Below are 16,136 nucleotides of genomic sequence, written 5' to 3'. Positions count from 1 at the left end.
TTACGCATGCGCCCGACGCTCGCCGACCGGATCTATCACCAGCTTTACAGCCGGATCGTCAACGGCGACTACCCGGCGCAGCAGAAGCTGCCGGCCGAGACGGTCCTGGCCGAGGAACTGGGCGTCTCGCGCCCGATCCTGCGCAGCGCGCTGGAACGCCTGCGCGAAGAGGGTCTGGTCTATTCGCGGCAGGGCGCTGGCAGCTATGTCCGCCAGCCCGCGCGCCAGACTGGCCTGGGTTTCGCCAAGGTCGAGACCATCGCCGACATCCAGCGCTGCTACGAGTTCCGCCTGACGCTCGAGGTCGATGCGGCGGGGCTGGCGGCGGGGCGGCGCAACGAGGCGGCGCTTGAGGAGATCGCGGCGGCGCTGCGGCTGATGGAGGCGGCGACCGGCTCGCACCAGCATCGCGAGGATGCCGATTTCGCCTTCCACATCGCCGTCGCGAAGGCGGCCAACAACCATTACTACGAGGCCGCGATGCGCGCGCTGCGCGAACACATCAACGTCGGCATGAAGCTGCACGGCCAGTCGCTGATGTCGGACGGCGCCAAGGCGCTCGAGCGGGTGCTGACCGAGCACAGCGCGATCCACGCCGCGATCCGGGACGGCAAGGCCGCCGAGGCGCGCGAGGCGATGCGCGCCCATATCGAAAGTTCGCGCAGCCGGCTGTTCGGCGGCGGCTTCGTCGATCTGCGGATGTGAGCGCCGGCCCGGTCGCGGTCAGCCGGCGAGCGGGCCGGGCAGATCGACGCCCAGCCGCTCGGCATGGGGTGCGAGCGCGGGCAGGATCGAGGGATGCAGCGCCACGCCCTCGGCCAGCCCCTGCCGGCGCCGCGCCAGCGCCCGCTCGCCCGGCAGGCGCACGGACTTGACCCCCGGTCGCGGCGGGGTGGCACGGCAGGCATCGGCCAGCCAGCCGGTCTGGCGCAGGAAGGCGGCGCGACCGCCGAAGGCCTCGGGGTCCCAGACCTGCACGGTGAAGGCGGCGCAGGTGCCCCCGGGCGCGTCCGCCCGGCCCCAGCCGGCCAGCCCCTGCGTCACCGCCTCGGCCTGAAGCGCCATGCCATAGCCCTTCTGCCCGTGGTCGAGCCCGCCGGTCGGCATCAGCGTGCCGCCCGCGGCCAGCACGGCGGGGTCGCGGGCCGGGCGCCCCTCGGCATCCATCAGCCAGTCGGCATCGTAATGCTCGCCCGCGCGGATCTTGCGCTGGGCCATGTTCACGGTGGTGATCGAGGCCGAGATGTCGATCAGCACCGGTTCGCCGGGCGTCGGGATGCCATGCGCGACCGGGTCGGGCGTGTACAGCCCGACGCGTCCGCCGAAGGGGGCGACCTGCGCGCCCGAGGGCGAGGAGGAGGTGATCGAGGCCATCATCCCCGCCCCGGTCGCGATCGGCAGGTAGACCGCCAGCGCGCCGATGTGGTGGCTGTCGCCGACGGTGACGGTGCAGGTCCCGGCCTCGCGCGCGCGGGCCACCGCGAGCCGCATCGCCTCGGCCGCGAGCCAGGCGCCGGGCAGCCGCTTGCCGCGCCAGCACACCGCCGCGGGGCGGTCCGAGATCACCTCGGGGCGGCCGCGGCGCGCCATCACCCCGTCGGCAAGGCTTTGCAGGTATCCGGGCGCCAGCGCGAGGCCGTGGGTGTCATGGCCCATCAGGTCGCCCTCGACCAGCCAGTGCGCGACCGTGGCGGCCTTGTCGGCGTCAAGCCCGGCGGCGGTGAACAGCTCTCCGGCCGCGGCGCGCAGGCTGGCCGCGTCGTAGCGCGCCGTCATGCCGGCACGGTGCCCATCAGGTCGTACTTGCGCAGGATCTCGGCGATCTTGGCATCCTGGGCCGCGTCGGGCAGCAGCGCCGGCTGGCGGCTGGCGCCGACGGAATTGTCCATCACCCACAGCGCCCGCTTCACCAGCGCCGGCGGATAGCCAAGCCCGTAGAGATCCTTGCGGAAGGCGCCGAAGGTGTCCTGGAAGCCGCGCGCCGCGGCCATGTCGCCCGCGTTGAACGCCCGCGCGATGCCGGCGACGACCTCGGGCATGACGTTGCCAAGACCCGAGATCGCGCCCTTGGCGCCGTTCTCGAACGCCCAGAGCACCAGGTGGTCGGGGCCGGAATAGACGTCGAACCCCTCGGCCTCGCGCGCGATGGCGAGATAGTCCTCGAGCGTCTCCTGCGCGCCGCCCGAATCCTTGATCCCGGCGATGTTGCCATGCGCGGCAAGCCGTGCGGCCGTCGCCGGCTCGATGTGGTTCTGGGTGCGGGCGGGGATGTCGTAGAGGTAGACCGGCGTCGAGACCGCGTCGGCCACGGTCGAGAAGTGGCGCACCAGCCCGTCCTGCGTGCAGGCGATGAAGAACGGCGTGATCACCGCGATGCCGTCGACGCCGATGCGGTCGAAGGCGCGGGCCAGCTTCACCGTCTCGAAGGTGGCCGGCATGCCGGCGTTGACGATGATCTTGGCGCGGCCCTTCACCTCGGCGGCGACGCGGGTCGTCAGTTCGACCTTCTCGTCGAAGGTCAGGGCGCTGAAATCGCCGTTCGTGCCGGCGCACATGATGTTGTTGCCCGCGGCGACCTGGCGGCGGATCTGCGCGAGCGTGGCGTCGTAATTGATGGTCTCGTCATCGTTGAAGCAGGTGACGAGGGCGACGAAGACTTCGCGCTGGCTCATGGGGTCTCCCGGGGGTGGCGCCCTCCTCCCCGCGGCCGGCACGGGGCGCGTCGCGGCCCGGTCGCCCGATGACCATCGCCCGATCAGGTGAACTTGTCAACGCGGTCGAGGAATCGAGCCGCCTGCGGCACCGTTTCCAGCGAGTTGTCAGCTGCGCCAACGCATTCCGTGCAGGATTTTCTGGTCGAATGGCGTAAGGAAAATTCGAAATTTTCTCAGCCAGAAAAGGACTTTTCGCCCGCCATTCCATGTCGGCGGGTCGTGGTCAGTTTCGGCATGCCGGCGGGATGTGATGAATTGACAAATCTGACAAGTCTGTCTTACTCGGGCCAGAGAGGGGCTGATCCGCAGCAGGAACGGCCCTGTTTTCCGCCGTTTCGGCCGCCCCGGCGGCGCGGCGCCGCGGAAACCTGGCAAATCTGGGAGGACAGCCATGCCGACGCTCGATTCTGCGCTGGAGATGCAACGCCCGCCGGTGGTCAAGTTCGGCAAGGGCGCGCTGGCCGCCCTGCCCGACTGGCTAGCGGCCGAGGGCATCGCCCGGCCCTTCGTCATCGCCGACGCGTTCAACGGGTCGCGGCTCGACGCGCTGGGCCTGGGCGCCGTGCCCGCCTTTGCCGAGGTGATGCCCGAGCCCGATCTGACGAACCTGATGGCCGCCGTGGCGGCGGCCGAGGCCGCGGGCCCGGACGCGATCATCGGTTTCGGCGGCGGCTCGGCGATGGATCTGGCCAAGCTGGTCGCGGTGCTGGTCGGCAGCGGGTTGCAGCTGTCGGACATCTCGGGGCCGAACCGCGCGCCGCGGCGGCGCATCGCGCTGGTGCAGGTGCCCACGACCGCCGGCACCGGCAGCGAGGTCGGCACCCGTGCGCTGATCACCGATCCCGCGACGATGAACAAGGTCGCGACCGAAAGCCGGCAGATGCTGGCCGATGCCGCCTTCATCGACCCGCACCTGACCGCCTCGGTCCCCGCCTTCGTCACCGCCGCGACCGGGGTCGACGCGATGGCGCATTGCGTCGAGGCCTTCACCTCGAAACGCGCGCATCCGATCATCGACGCCTACGCGCTGGAGGGCACGCGGCTTGTCGGCCGGTTCCTGCCCCGCGCCGTCGCCAACGGCGCCGATATCGAGGCGCGCGCGGGCCTGTCGCTTGCCGCCTTCTACGGCGGGGTCTGCCTTGGCCCGGTCAACACCACGGCGGGGCATGCGATCTCGTACCCGCTGGGCACGCGGCACAAGATCGCGCACGGCATCGCCAACGCCCTGATCTTCCCGCATGTTCTGGCCGCGAACCGCGCCGCCGCGCCCGAGAAGACCGCGCTGGTGTGCAAGGCGCTCGGCTTCGAGGGCACCAGCGACGCCGCGGTGTTCGAGGGCGCGATGGGCTTTTGCCGGGGGCTCGGGCTCGACATGTCGCTGGCCGCGCATGGCGTGCCCGAAAGCGACCTGCCGGCGATGGCGGCCGAGGCGCATGCGATCCGGCGCCTGCTGGACTGGAACCCGCGCGACCTGTCGGTCGAGGACATCCTGGCCATCTACCGCCGCGCCTACGAGGTCACCGTCCCGGCCTGACGGACGGCTACGGATGAGGGCCCCGGGCTGGCCCCCGGGGTCCTCAAGCGTTTCAGGCGTCGAGCCAGCCGGGCGGCAGCCGGACGTGCTTGATCGCGCGGCGATGCGCCGTGTAGGCGCAGTGGATCGTGCCGTCCGCGGCCTCGATCAGCACCGGATAGGACAGCTCGCGGTTGCGCCCGTCCTCGGAATTGTTCGAGGTGCAGGTTCCCGGACCCTCCTCGATCACCCGGATCAGCGGGAAGCTGTGCCCCTCGTCCGAGGAGACCGCGATCGCCATCGGCGCCCGCGGCACGCCCCAGATCGGCTGGATGCCACCCGCGGTGCTGGCGTCGGGGCGGTCGTCGCCTTCTTCCAGCTCGTCGTAAAGCGAGGCGCGGCGGTCGGCGAACATCGTCGCGTTGACCGGATTGCAGATCATCGCGATGCGGCCGTCGCGAAGGCGGATCACCCCGATCGACGAGTTGTTGTTGGGCACGTCGGTCGCGCCGGTGACCTGCCAGCTTTCGCCGCCGTCGGCACTTTCGGCGCGCCAGACGAAATCGGCCTGCCGGCGGCGATAGAAGGCGACCATCCGCCCCTGCTCCAGCGCCACGATCGACATGTGCACGCAGCCCAGCGACCCGGGCACGTCGACGACGCGCCAGCTGGCGCCGCGATCCCCGGTGATCGCCACGGCGGCGGTGTCGTGCGCGCCGGTCCAGCGTTCCCCCGGGCGCTGGTGGCACAGGAACAGCGGCAAGAGCCAGGCCCCGTCCTCGCGCACCACGACCGGCGCGCGCACGAAGGTGCCCGCGGGCAGCGGCAGCGCTTCGGGCAGGCCCGAGCCGACCGGCTCGACGCCCGCGTCCAGCAGGCGGCTGCGCACGAGGCTGGTGTCCTGGTTCCCCGCGACCTGGGCGGTGTGGAACAGGCGCAGCCGGCCGGTATCGGGTTCGACAAACAGCACCGGGTTTTGCTCGGACCGCGCGGGGTCGTCGCTCACGCGCGAGGCGGCCGACCAGCCCGCTGCCCCGGGTGCCAGCGTGGCGATGTGGCTCGAGATGTCGGACTTTCCCTCGAGGCTGCCGCCGAACCAGGCGCAGGCCAGCCGCCCGTCCGGCAGCCAGGCCAGGAAGGCCGCGTGGTTCTGCACCATCGGCGAGGGCAGGAAGGCGGTGCCGATTCCCCCGGGGCCGGTCTCGATCCGGCCGGTCATGCGTTCCGCGATCTGCTGGGGTGTCATTCGGATCCTCCTCCGCGCTCCTTCGACGCCGGCAGACTGGCGTCGGCGCCAGAAACTTGTCAAGTTGACGAAAGATCGCTCAGTGAAGGGATTTCCGTATATCATTGATAGGTATGATATTATTTTCTTAATTGGCGCTCTAAGATCAGCATATTGTCATTTTCGAAAGGAACAGTTGACAAGTTGGCGCGGCTCTAGGCACTCTGGTCGCCAGACGGCCCGGGGAGCGGACCGGCGAGGAGGACCAAGGGCCAAGGGCCCGCGGTGAACCGGCCCGCTTCCCTGCAGAGACCCGATCCCATGCCGCCTGCAGGCGGCGGGGCGGTGCCGTGCAGGATTTTGATCAGGGAGGATCAGATGCAACGCAAACTCGGTCTCGTCGCGCTGGCGGCACTGGTGGCCGCCCCGCTGCCCGCGCTCGCGCAGGCCGCCGATGGCGAGGTCACCATCGTGCTGGGCGAGAATGTCGATCTCATGGAGCCCTGCATGGCGACCCGGTCGAACATCGGCCGGATCATCCTGCAGAACGTGAGCGAGACGCTCACCGAATTCGACGTCCGCAACGGCACCGGCGTGATGCCGCGGCTGGCGACGTCCTGGGAAGAGACCGCGCCGGGCACCTGGCGCTTCCACCTGCGCGACGGCGTCACCTTCTCGGACGGGTCGACCTTCGACGCGAGCGACGTGCAGCATTCCTTCGAACGCGCGATGTCGAGCCAGCTGACCTGCGAGACGCCGCGCTATTTCGGCGACACCAAGCTGAGCTTCGCGGTCGTCGATCCGCAGACGATCGACATCACCGCCGATCCGCCGCAGCCGATCCTTCCCCTGATGCTGTCGCTGGTCACCATCGTGCCGTCCGAGACGCCAATGGAATTCGTCCGCGATCCGATCGGCACCGGGCCCTATGCGCTGGCCGAGTGGAACCCCGGCCAGAACATCGTGCTGAGCCGGCGCGACGATTACTGGGGCGATGCCCCGGCCGTCAGCAAGGCGACCTACGAATTCCGCACCGACCCGGCCGTCGCCGCGGCGATGGTGGCGCAGGGCGAGGCCGATCTGGCGCCCTCGATCTCGGCCATCGACGCGACCGACCCGGACACCGACGTGTCCTACCTGAACTCGGAAACCCTCTACCTGCGCATCGACAGCGCGGTGGCGCCCTTCACCGACCGGCGGGTGCGCGAGGCGATGAACATCGCCATCGACCGCGACGCCTTCATCGGCACGCTGCTGCCCGAGGGCACCGTGAAGGCCGCGGCGCTGGTGCCGCCGACGACGCTGGGCGCGAACCCCGACGTGCAGCCCTGGCCCTTCGATCCCGAAAAGGCCAAGGCCCTGCTGGAAGAGGCCAAGGCCGACGGCGTCGCCATCGACACGCCGATCCAGCTGGTGGGCCGGTCGAACCTGTTCCCCAACGTGCTCGAGACCGTCGAGGCGATGGCGCAGATGCTGCAGGACGTGGGCTTCACCGTGAACGTCCAGATGATGGAGGTCGCCCAGGTCGAGGAGATCTACAACAAGCCGTTCAAGGATGGCCGCCCGCCCTATGCGCTGGCCGTGCAGCATGACAACAGCCGCGGCGACCCGGTCTTCACCATGTACTTCAAGTACGACAGCGAGGGGCGCCAGTCCGGCATCTCGGACCCGAAGGCCGACGAGCTGATCGCCAAGGCCACCGCCGCCACCGGCGACGAGCGCACCAAGCTGTGGCAGGAGCTGATCGCCTATGTCCACGACGAGGTCGTCGCCGACGTGCCGCTGTTCCACATGGTGACCTACGCCCGCGTCGGCTCGCGCATCAGCTTCACGCCGACCATCGCCACCAACGCGCAGCTGCAACTGTCCGAGATCGCCTTCAAGTGATCCCCGCCTGACACCCGGGCCGGCGCGCGGGACAGCGCGCCGGCCCGCCGCCGTCAAGATCGATTCCGGACGACCGGCAGGCCATGGCCGGCAGACCAAGGGAGGAGCCCCGAATGTCGAACGTCTCCAGCCGGATCGTGTCCAGCCTGTTCTCGCTGGTCGCGCTCCTCGTGCTCGTGTTCTTCCTCACCCGGCTGACGGGCGACCCGGCGACGCTGTTCCTGCCGGTCGACGCCACCCCCGAGATGATCGCCAACTTCCGCGAGCTGCACGGGCTGAACGACCCCGTCCTCGTGCAGTTCGGTCGCTACGTCTGGGACGTGGTGCACCTCGACTTCGGCCAGTCCCTGACCCAGGCGCGCCCCGCGATCACCGTGGTGTTCGAGGCCTTCACCTGGACGCTGCAACTGGCGGTCATCACCATCGTGCTGGTCAGCCTCTGCGCCATCGTCATCGGCGCGCTCGCGGCGTTCCGGCCCGGCGGGCTCTTCGACCGCGCGGTCTCGGTCCTGTCGCTGATCGGCGCCTCGGCCCCCGACTTCTGGATCGCCATCGTCGCGATGATCCTGTTCGCGGTGAACCTCGGCTGGGTGCCGACCTCGGGCACCGGCACGGCCTGGCACTGGATCCTGCCGATCGCGGTGCTGTTCATCCGCCCCTTCGGCCTGATCCTGCAGATCGTGCGCGGCTCGATGCTGCAGTCCTTCGGCTCGCTCTACGTCAAGACCGCGCGCGCCAAGGGCGTGAACAACCGCGCGATCATCTTCGTGCACACGCTGCGCAACGCGATGCTGCCGGTGATCACCGTGATCGGCGACCAGGCGGCGGCGATGCTGAACGGCGCCGTCATCGTCGAGACGATCTTCGGCTTCCCCGGCGTCGGCAAGCTGATGATCGATTCCATCCTGAACCGCGACTTCAACGTGATCCTTGCCGCGATCATGGTGACCGCCGTCGCCATCTTCCTGATGAACCTGCTGATCGACGCGGCCTATGCGCTGCTTGATCCCCGGATCCGGACCTGAGGCCATGACGATGACCAACAGCCTGACCGATACCCCCGTCGCCCGGGCGCCGAAGCCCAAGGGGCCCCTGCCGCGGGTGCTGTCGATGCTGTGGCGCGACAAGTTCGCGACGCTCGCGGTGATCTTCCTGATCCTGATGATCCTTGCCGCCATCTTCGGGCCGATGCTGTTCGAGGCCGCGGCCCAGAAGCAGAACCTGCGCGCCCGCAACGCCCCGCCCTTCACGCTGGACGCGGGGTGGCTGGGGGTGCTGGGCGCCGATGCGCTGGGCCGGCCGATCCTGCCGCGCATCCTTGTCGCCGCGCAGAACACGCTGCTGATCGCGGCCGGTGCCGTGCTCGGCTCGTCGGCGATCGGGGCGCTGCTGGGGCTCGTGGCCGGCTACAGCTCCAAGCGGGTCGGCACGGTGATCATGCGGCTTGCCGACGTGATCATGTCCTTCCCGTCGCTGCTGCTGGCGGTCGTGGTGCTTTACATGCTGCAGCCCTCGGTGGGGAACCTTGTCTTGGTGCTGGCGATCACCCGGATCCCGGTCTACCTGCGCACCACCCGCGCCGAGGTGCTGGAGATCCGCCAACGCATGTTCGTCGAGGCGGCCGAGGTGATGGGCGCCTCGCGGGCGCGGATCATGTTCCGCCACATCCTGCCGATGGTGGTCCCAACGCTGGTCACGATCGCGACGCTGGACTTCGCCTTCGTGATGCTGGCCGAAAGCTCGCTCTCGTTCCTCGGGATCGGCATCCAGCCGCCCGAGATCACCTGGGGCCTGATGGTCGCGCAGGGCAAGCAGTACATGAACACCGCCTGGTGGCTCGCGTTCTGGCCCGGCCTCGCGATCATCCTGACCACCATGTCGCTCAACCTGCTGTCGTCCTGGATGCGCGTGGCGCTCGACCCCACGCAGCGCTGGCGGCTTGAAGTCGGAGGCAAGACCCGTGGCTGACCATCTTCTCGAAGTGCGCAACCTGTCGGTCCGGTTCCACACCGCGGGCGGCATCGTGAACGCGGTGCGCGGCATCAGCTGGCATCTCGACCGCGGCGAGACGCTCGCGATCCTGGGCGAGTCCGGCTCGGGCAAGTCGGTTTCGGCCTCGGCGATCATGAACCTGATCGACATGCCCCCGGGCGAGATCACCAGCGGCGCGGTGCTGTTCGAGGGCCGCGACCTGCTGACCCTGCGTCCCGAGGACCGGCGCGAGATCAACGGCCGGCGCATCGCGATGATCTTCCAGGACCCGCTCGGGCACCTGAACCCGGTCTATACCGTCGGCTGGCAGCTGGCCGAGGCCGGGCGCGTGCACGGCCTTGCCCCTGCCGCCGCCAAGGCCCGCGCGCTCGAGCTGCTGACGCGCGTCGGCCTGCCCGAGCCCGAGGTGGCGATGGGCAAGTACCCGCACGAATTCTCTGGCGGGCAGCGGCAGCGGATCATGATCGCGATGGCGCTGGTGATGAAGCCCGACATCGTCATCGCCGACGAGCCGACCACCGCGCTCGACGTCACGGTGCAGTTCGAGGTGCTGGAGCTGCTGCGCGAGCTTCAGCGCGAGATGGGGATGGGCCTGCTGCTGATCACCCACGACCTGGGCGTCGTGGCCGAGATCGCCGACCGCGTCGTGGTGATGAACGCGGGCGAGATCGTGGAACAGGGCACGCCGACGCAGGTCTACCATGCGCCGAAGCACCCCTACACGAAGAAGCTGATTTCGGCCGCCCCGGGCCGCGGCGCGATGAACGAGCCCGAGGAAACCGCGGACGAGATCCTGCAGGTGCGCAACCTGTGCAAGACCTTCGGTGCGTTCAAGGCGCTCGACGACGTCTCCTTCACCCTGCGCCGCGGCGAGACGCTGGCGATCGTGGGCGAGAGCGGCTCGGGCAAGTCGACCTCGGCGCGGTGCATCCTGCGGCTGACAGAGGCCGACAGCGGGCAGGCGTTCTGGAAGGGCCGCGACCTGATCTCGATGCCGCGGCCGCAGCTGTTCGGCCTGCGGCGCGAGATCCAGATGGTGTTCCAGGATCCGACGCAGTCGCTGAACCCGCGGATGTCGGTCTTCGGGATCATCTCCGAGGCCTGGGCAATCCACCGCGACATCCTGCCCCGGCCCCGCTGGCGCGGCCGGGTCGAGGAGCTTCTGGCCCAGGTGGGCCTGCAGCCCGAACATGCCGACCGCTATCCGCACCAGTTCTCGGGCGGGCAGCGGCAGCGGATCGCCATCGCCCGCGCGCTCGCGCTCGAGCCCGACCTGATCATCTGCGACGAGGCCGTGTCGGCGCTGGACGTGTCGATCCAGGCGCAGGTGATCGCGCTGCTCGACAAGCTGCGGCGCGAGCTGGGGATCGCCTTCATCTTCATCGCCCACGACCTGCCGGTGGTGCGCGACTTCGCCGACCACGTCATGGTCATGCAGAAGGGCCGCGTGGTCGAGAACGGCACCGTGCGCCAGATCTTCGAGGCACCGCGGCAGGACTACACGCGCCGTCTGCTGGCCGCCGGGCTGGACCCCGACCCCGAGATCCAGCGCGCCGCGCGCGCGGCGGCGCTGGCGCCGGCCTGATCCCGCAAAAAAAGCCGGCCGCCCTTCGGCGGCCGGGTCAGGAAGCTGTCAGCCCTTGGCCGCGGGGCCGTCCGGCGGCGCCCGGTCGGGCCAGAACCGCACCCCGGGCTTGGCAAGACCACCGCCCAGCGCGGCGACCGTGCCGTCGGCGCGCCAGCAGGCGGCGCCGGTCATCGTCTCGCCGAACGCGATCGCGTTCATGCCGCCGCCGATGTGCGGCATCACCCGCACCTCGTGACCCATCGCCTCGAGCGCGGCCTTCTGCGGCGCATAGGCCTTCTCGATCTCGACCTCCTGGCCCTGGGTCCAGATCCGCGGCGCCTCGACCGCCTCCTGCACGCTCATGCCATGGTCGATGAGGTTGACGATGCCCTGCAGGATCGAGGGGAAGATCCTCAGGCCGCCCGGCATCCCCAGCGCCCAGACCGGCTGGCCGTCGCGCATCACGATCATCGGCGCCATCGAGGTCGGCACCCGCTTGCCGGGCACGACCGACAGCGCCTTGCCCGGGCGCGGGTCGAAGTTCGACATGTAGTTGTTGGGAATGATGCCTGTGCCCGGCACGACGAAGCGCGCGCCGAACAGCCCGTTGATCGTGTGCGTCGCGGTGACGATGTTGCCGTCCTTGTCGGCAACCGTGACATGGGTGGTGTCGGCGCTCTCGCGGCCGGGGTCCGCGGCGGTCAGGCCGCCCGCGTCGCGGATCCGGCCCGCGCAGTTGGCGCCGTAGGCCTTCGAGGTCAGCCGCTCGACCGGGACGTCGACGAAGGCCGGGTCGCCGGAATAAGCGCGGCGGTCGACGAAGGCGAGGCGGATCACCTCGGCCAGCAGGTGCAGGCTCTGGGGCGAGCCGAAGCCCATGCCCTTCACGTCGAAGCCTTCGAGCATGTTCAGCATCTGGGGGATGTGCACCCCCGACGACGCGGGCGGCGGCGGGCCGATGACCTCGTAGCCGCGGTAGGTGCCGGTGATCGGTGCGCGCTCGATCGCGCGATAGCCGGTCAGGTCCTCGATCGCGATATAGCCCGCGTCCGGCCCCCCGGTCGCGAGCCGCTCGACCAGCGCCGCGCCCAGTGCGCCGCCGTAAAGCGCCTCTGCCCCCTCGGCCTGGATCAGCCGCAGGCTTTTGGCATAGTCGGTCATGACCATGCGGTCGCCCGGGGCGAGCAGCTTGCCGCCCGGGGCGATGATCGCCGCCATCGCCGGGTCCGCCAGCAGGTCGTCGGCAAACTCGTTGATCGCACCGGCGAGGTAATGGGTCACGGTGAAGCCGCGCTCGGCCGCGCGGATCGCCGGCTCGACCACGTCGGCGAAGGGCAGCTTGCCGTACTTCGCCTGCATGTCGCACCAGCCGCGCAGGTTGCCCGGCACCGCGACCGAGGACGCGCCGACGAGGTTGCGGCGGTCCTTGGCATCCATGTACCTGGACGGCTCTTCCGAGATCGGTTCATAGATCCCGGGATGCATCGCGCCGGCGGCCGAGGACAGCGCGTCGAAGACGACGCTGGTGCCATCGGCCAGCCGCAGGTGCGACAACCCTCCCCCGCAGATGCCGACCATCATCGGCTCGACCACGGTCAGCGTCAGCAGCGCCGCGACCGCGGCATCGACGGCATTGCCGCCCGCGGCCAGCATCTCGGCGCCGGCGGCGGTGCCCAGCGGGTGGTTGGTGACCACCACGCCGCCCGTGCCGCTCGCCGGTTGCTTGTCGCAGGTGAAGGGAAGGGTCATCGTCTTATCCTTGCGTCTTTGCGGCCCCCCCGGGGGGGGGCCGGCGGCTCAGGCGAGCTTTGCCATCACCTTCTCGGTGGCGCCCGACAGGTCACCGAGCTTGGCCAGGCCGTCGCGCACCTGCGCCTCGCGGCCCTTGCCGCGGGTCTGGATCTGGATCGCCTTCTCGGCTTCCGAGCGGACCTCGTCGCGCGGCAGGACCAGCACGCCCGACTCGTCGGCCAGCACGGCGTCGCCCGGCATTACCACGGTGTTGCCGCAGGAGACAGGAACGTTGATCGCCCCGCCGAGGTCGTAAAGCCGGGTCGTGATCGGCGAGATGCCCTTGCACCACATCGGGAAGTCCGAGGCCTCGATCTCCTCGAGGTCGGTGCAGGGGCCGTCGACCACGGCGCCGACGGCACCGGCGGCCTTGGCGCCGACGGTCACGCCGCCGCCCCAGCAGGCGAAGCGGTCATCGTGCAGGCGGTCGACGATGACGAAGTCGCCCGGACGGATCAGCGACAGCAGGTGGTGCAGCAGGGTGGAATCCGGGCCCGGGATCGCGATGGTCACCGCGGTGCCGACCACGCGGCGGCGCGGGATCAGCGGCTGGATCTGGCGGCTGAGAAAGCCGAACTGGCGCCAGTGGCCCATGGTCGCGGTCTCGCACTGGGCCAGCAGCTCCAGGTCGGCGGCCGCGATCTGTTCGGGCATCGGGTTGATCTTGTAGGTCATGGTATCTTCCGGGGGTTAGCGGCCAAAGGCCTTGGTGAAGCCGACGGTGCGCTCGATCAGCAGCACGACGCCCAGCGAGACGGCGATCAGCAGGACGGCGAGCACCGCGACCATCGGGTCGGTGCGATCCTCGACATGGCGATAGATCGCGACCGGCAGGGTCGACAGCCGCGGCCCGACGAGGAACAGCGACAGCACGATCTCGTCGAAGGACATGATCGCGGCGATCGCCGACGAGGCGACGATCCCCGGCACCAGCCGCGGCAGGGTGATCTGCAGGAAGGTCTGCACCGGGGTCGCGCCCAGCGTCATCGCCGCCTGCTCGACATCGGTGCCGAGGTTGGCGAGGCTGGTCTGCAGGATCCGCACCGAGAACGGCAGCGTCATCACCAGATGCGCGAGCACGAGGCCCGGGAAGGTCGCGACCAGCCCGGCCGGGGTGAAGACCATCAGGATGCCAAGGCCCAGCATCATCGCCGGCAGCACCAGCGGCGCGAGGATCAGGCTCTGGATCACGCGGCGGCCCGGGAATTCCAGCCGCACCAGCGCATAGGCCGCGGGCAGCCCGAGCGCGAGCGACAGGAAGGCCACGATCACCGCGATGATCGCCGAGTTCTTCAGCCCGACCATGAAGCCGCGGTTGCCCAGCACTTCGGCATACCACTTCGTGCTCCAGCCCGAGGGCGGGAACGACAGGTAGGCATCGGCGCTGAACGAGGTGACGAAGATCAGCAGCAGCGGCAGGAAGATCGCGGTGAAGACCGCATAGACCCAGGTCCGGGCCAGGATCGACAGGAACCGGGTCATCAGCGCACCTTCGTCAGCAGCCGCAGCGCCAGGCCCGTGGCCAGCATCGCGAGGAAGAACAGCGCCAGCATCAGGAAGGCGAGCGCGGCGGCCGTCGGCCAGTCGAGCGTCTCGAGCGCGAGGTCGTAGACCTCGGTCGCGAGCAGGAAGACGCGCCCGCCCCCCAGCAGCGACGGCGTGACGTAGGACGAGATCGACAGCACGAAGCCGATGGTCAGCGCGGCCACGATCGCGGGGACCGACAGCGGGAGGGTGATCTTGAAGAACACCTCGTGCGGCTTGGCGCCCAGCGACATCGCGGCCTCGTCCAGCCGCGGATCAAGCCGCCCGAGCCCGGCGGTGATGGTCAGGAACATGAAGGGCATGATCGCCTCGGACAGGCCGATGACCACGCCGAGGTAGTTGTTCACCATCTGCAGCGGCTCGGAGATCAGCCCAAGGCTCAGGAGCAGCGAGTTCACGACGCCGTTGTGGCCCAGCATCACCATCCAGCCGAAGCTGCGCACCACCGCCGAGACCAGCAGCGGCGCCGCGGCCAGCACGGTCAGGATCGTGCGCCAGCGCGAGGTCATGCGCGACAGGTACAGCGCCACGGGATAGGCCAGCGCCAGCGCGACCAGCGAACAGGTGATCGACAGTTCCAGCGTGCGGCCCAGCAGGTCGAGGTAGTAGCCGTCCGACAGGATCGAGACATATGTCGCGGGGCTGAGCGCGGGAATGATCGCGCCGTAGTCCGAGATGTTCAGCGACATGCGGAACAGCCAGACCATCGGTGCGACGAAGGTCACCGCCAGCACCGCCAGCACCGGGGCCAGCAGGAGCCAGGGCGTCAGGCGGGTGCCGGTTCCGGGCGCGGCGAAACCGGTCATGCCGGGAACACCCGCATGTCGGACCCGCGCCAGTCCAGCGCGACCTCGCGCCCGACCTCGGCCAGCGCGTCATCGGGATCGCCCGGGCGCAGGTCGGCGATCAGGCGCTGGCCGCCGGCCAGCTCCAGCTCGACCTCGATCATCGAGCCGACGAAGACCCGGCGCAGCACCCTGGCGCGCAGCGGGCCGTCGGGCAGCAGGCGGATCATGTGCGGGCGCACCACGGTCAGCGTCTCGGCGCCCTCGCGCAGGCCCGCGGGCAGCGCCTCGGGCTGCGGCAGCGGCTGGCCGTCGATCGTGACGCCCGCGCCCGACAGGCGGGTGGACATCGTGTTCGCGCGGCCGATGAAATTCGCCACGAACGGCGTCGCGGGGCGGTCGTAGATGTCGGCGGGCGTGCCGATCTGTTCCAGCCGGCCGCCGTTCATCACGACGATGCGGTCGCACATCGTCAGCGCCTCCTGCTGGTCGTGGGTCACGAACAGCGTGGTGATGCCGGTGCGGGTCTGGATGTCGCGCAGCTCGAACCGCATCTCGTCGCGCAGGCGCGCGTCGAGGTTCGACAGCGGCTCGTCCAGAAGCAGGATCTCGGGTTCGATGACGATGGCGCGGGCGATCGCCACGCGCTGCTGCTGGCCGCCGGACAGTTCCGCCGGGCGGCGTTCGCCGAAGGCCTCGAGCCGCACGGCGCGCAGCGCCTCGGCGACGCGGGCGCGGACCTCTTCCTTGCCGATCTTGCGCAGCTTCAGGCCGAAGGCGACGTTCTCGGCCACGGTCATGTGCGGGAACAGCGCGTAGGACTGGAACACGAGGCCCAGGTTGCGTTCCCACGGCGGGGCGGCGACGATGTCGCGGCCGCCGATCAGGATGGCGCCCGAGGTCGGCGCGAGCAGCCCCGCGACCATCCGCAGCGTGGTCGACTTGCCGCAGCCCGAGGGGCCGAGCACGCCGATGAACTCGCCCTTGCGGATCTCGAAGGACAGCGCGTCGACCGCGGGGCGTGCGCCGCCGTAGTCGAAGGTCAGCCCCTCGATGCGGATGTGGGCGGTCGGGGCGCCGCCAGGCGCCCCCGTCGTCGTGGTGTCGAGCGCCATCG

At 69.9% G+C, this 16,136-nt stretch carries 14 protein-coding genes; 6 read left to right on the top strand and 8 right to left on the bottom strand.

Features of this window, described 5'->3' with window-relative positions; all coding sequences use genetic code 11:
* Nucleotides 1–6 precede the first annotated feature (6 nt).
* Nucleotides 7–705 (top strand): FadR/GntR family transcriptional regulator, encoded by a 699-nt coding sequence (locus V8J39_RS16730; protein WP_336462086.1) that lies wholly within the window; start codon nucleotides 7–9, stop codon nucleotides 703–705.
* 18 nt (nucleotides 706–723) lie between these two features.
* Here the strand turns inward: V8J39_RS16730 and V8J39_RS16725 are convergent, their stop codons facing one another.
* Both V8J39_RS16725 and V8J39_RS16720 read right to left on the bottom strand, forming a co-directional pair.
* The gene (locus V8J39_RS16725; protein ID WP_336462085.1) at nucleotides 724–1,776 is read right to left on the bottom strand and encodes an Ldh family oxidoreductase; all 1,053 of its coding nucleotides are present in this window, start codon (nucleotides 1,774–1,776) and stop codon (nucleotides 724–726) included.
* Complete coding sequence (locus tag V8J39_RS16720) at nucleotides 1,773–2,672, bottom strand: dihydrodipicolinate synthase family protein (protein ID WP_336462084.1); 900 nt, start codon at nucleotides 2,670–2,672, stop codon at nucleotides 1,773–1,775. Before V8J39_RS16720 ends, V8J39_RS16725 begins: the two co-directional genes overlap by 4 nt.
* A gap of 433 nt (nucleotides 2,673–3,105) precedes the next feature.
* On the opposite strand from V8J39_RS16720, the gene V8J39_RS16715 reads away from it, so the two are divergent.
* Nucleotides 3,106–4,248 (top strand): iron-containing alcohol dehydrogenase, encoded by a 1,143-nt coding sequence (locus tag V8J39_RS16715; RefSeq protein WP_336462083.1) that lies wholly within the window; start codon nucleotides 3,106–3,108, stop codon nucleotides 4,246–4,248.
* Nucleotides 4,249–4,300: 52 nt separating this feature from the next.
* Here V8J39_RS16715 and V8J39_RS16710 read toward each other — a convergent pair whose 3' ends face one another.
* On the bottom strand, nucleotides 4,301–5,473 hold the full coding sequence (locus tag V8J39_RS16710) for a sialidase family protein (RefSeq protein ID WP_336462082.1): 1,173 nt from the start codon (nucleotides 5,471–5,473) through the stop codon (nucleotides 4,301–4,303).
* A 357-nt stretch (nucleotides 5,474–5,830) separates the two neighbouring features.
* Between V8J39_RS16710 and V8J39_RS16705 the strand changes: the two genes are divergently transcribed.
* From V8J39_RS16705 to V8J39_RS16690, 4 genes are all read left to right on the top strand, one after another.
* Nucleotides 5,831–7,339 carry an ABC transporter substrate-binding protein gene (locus V8J39_RS16705; RefSeq protein ID WP_336462081.1) on the top strand — a complete coding sequence of 503 codons (1,509 nt, stop codon included), beginning with the start codon at nucleotides 5,831–5,833 and terminating at the stop codon, nucleotides 7,337–7,339.
* A gap of 113 nt (nucleotides 7,340–7,452) precedes the next feature.
* Nucleotides 7,453–8,364 carry an ABC transporter permease gene (locus V8J39_RS16700; RefSeq protein ID WP_336462080.1) on the top strand — a complete coding sequence of 304 codons (912 nt, stop codon included), beginning with the start codon at nucleotides 7,453–7,455 and terminating at the stop codon, nucleotides 8,362–8,364.
* Nucleotides 8,365–8,368: 4 nt separating this feature from the next.
* Nucleotides 8,369–9,307: an ABC transporter permease gene (locus V8J39_RS16695; protein ID WP_336462079.1), complete on the top strand. Its 939-nt coding sequence runs from the start codon at nucleotides 8,369–8,371 to the stop codon at nucleotides 9,305–9,307.
* Entirely contained in the window at nucleotides 9,300–10,916 is a 1,617-nt protein-coding gene (locus V8J39_RS16690) for an ABC transporter ATP-binding protein (RefSeq protein ID WP_336462078.1), read from the top strand. Before V8J39_RS16695 ends, V8J39_RS16690 begins: the two co-directional genes overlap by 8 nt.
* Nucleotides 10,917–10,964: 48 nt before the next feature.
* Here the strand turns inward: V8J39_RS16690 and ggt are convergent, their stop codons facing one another.
* Genes ggt through V8J39_RS16665 form a run of 5 tightly spaced genes read right to left on the bottom strand, consistent with a single transcriptional unit; the run spans nucleotide 10,965 to nucleotide 16,134 of the window.
* The gene (gene ggt, locus V8J39_RS16685; protein ID WP_336462077.1) at nucleotides 10,965–12,647 is read right to left on the bottom strand and encodes a gamma-glutamyltransferase; all 1,683 of its coding nucleotides are present in this window, start codon (nucleotides 12,645–12,647) and stop codon (nucleotides 10,965–10,967) included.
* A gap of 48 nt (nucleotides 12,648–12,695) precedes the next feature.
* A complete protein-coding gene (locus tag V8J39_RS16680; protein ID WP_336462076.1) occupies nucleotides 12,696–13,364 on the bottom strand; it encodes an RraA family protein in 669 nt (222 codons plus the stop codon).
* 15 nt (nucleotides 13,365–13,379) lie between these two features.
* Nucleotides 13,380–14,171, bottom strand: coding sequence for an ABC transporter permease (locus V8J39_RS16675; protein ID WP_336462075.1), 792 nt, complete (start codon nucleotides 14,169–14,171; stop codon nucleotides 13,380–13,382).
* On the bottom strand, nucleotides 14,171–15,040 hold the full coding sequence (locus V8J39_RS16670) for an ABC transporter permease (protein ID WP_336462074.1): 870 nt from the start codon (nucleotides 15,038–15,040) through the stop codon (nucleotides 14,171–14,173). The genes V8J39_RS16675 and V8J39_RS16670 overlap by 1 nt, the downstream gene beginning before the upstream one ends.
* Nucleotides 15,037–16,134: an ABC transporter ATP-binding protein gene (locus V8J39_RS16665; protein ID WP_336462073.1), complete on the bottom strand. Its 1,098-nt coding sequence runs from the start codon at nucleotides 16,132–16,134 to the stop codon at nucleotides 15,037–15,039. Before V8J39_RS16665 ends, V8J39_RS16670 begins: the two co-directional genes overlap by 4 nt.
* Between the last annotated feature and the right edge of the window lie 2 nt (nucleotides 16,135–16,136).

The sequence above is a fragment of the Frigidibacter sp. MR17.24 genome (assembly GCF_037095655.1).
Taxonomy (GTDB): Bacteria; Pseudomonadota; Alphaproteobacteria; order Rhodobacterales; family Rhodobacteraceae; genus Frigidibacter.
The sequence above is the reverse complement of the archived record's forward strand: the minus strand, read 5'-3'. Positions and strand labels throughout refer to the sequence as shown.

Excerpts from the sequence above, each read along its gene's own strand:
- V8J39_RS16700 (WP_336462080.1), top strand. The coding sequence starts at position 7,453 with ATGTCGAACGTCTCCAGCCGGATCGTGTCCAGCCTGTTCTCGCTGGTC.
- V8J39_RS16715 (WP_336462083.1), top strand. The coding sequence starts at position 3,106 with ATGCCGACGCTCGATTCTGCGCTGGAGATGCAACGCCCGCCGGTGGTC.
- V8J39_RS16665 (WP_336462073.1), bottom strand. The coding sequence starts at position 16,134 with ATGGCGCTCGACACCACGACGACGGGGGCGCCTGGCGGCGCCCCGACC.
- V8J39_RS16680 (WP_336462076.1), bottom strand. The coding sequence starts at position 13,364 with ATGACCTACAAGATCAACCCGATGCCCGAACAGATCGCGGCCGCCGAC.
- V8J39_RS16710 (WP_336462082.1), bottom strand. The coding sequence starts at position 5,473 with ATGACACCCCAGCAGATCGCGGAACGCATGACCGGCCGGATCGAGACC.
- V8J39_RS16725 (WP_336462085.1), bottom strand. The coding sequence starts at position 1,776 with ATGACGGCGCGCTACGACGCGGCCAGCCTGCGCGCCGCGGCCGGAGAG.
- ggt (WP_336462077.1), bottom strand. The coding sequence starts at position 12,647 with ATGACCCTTCCCTTCACCTGCGACAAGCAACCGGCGAGCGGCACGGGC.
- V8J39_RS16695 (WP_336462079.1), top strand. The coding sequence starts at position 8,369 with ATGACGATGACCAACAGCCTGACCGATACCCCCGTCGCCCGGGCGCCG.
- V8J39_RS16705 (WP_336462081.1), top strand. The coding sequence starts at position 5,831 with ATGCAACGCAAACTCGGTCTCGTCGCGCTGGCGGCACTGGTGGCCGCC.
- V8J39_RS16730 (WP_336462086.1), top strand. The coding sequence starts at position 7 with ATGCGCCCGACGCTCGCCGACCGGATCTATCACCAGCTTTACAGCCGG.
- V8J39_RS16720 (WP_336462084.1), bottom strand. The coding sequence starts at position 2,672 with ATGAGCCAGCGCGAAGTCTTCGTCGCCCTCGTCACCTGCTTCAACGAT.
- V8J39_RS16675 (WP_336462075.1), bottom strand. The coding sequence starts at position 14,171 with ATGACCCGGTTCCTGTCGATCCTGGCCCGGACCTGGGTCTATGCGGTC.
- V8J39_RS16670 (WP_336462074.1), bottom strand. The coding sequence starts at position 15,040 with ATGACCGGTTTCGCCGCGCCCGGAACCGGCACCCGCCTGACGCCCTGG.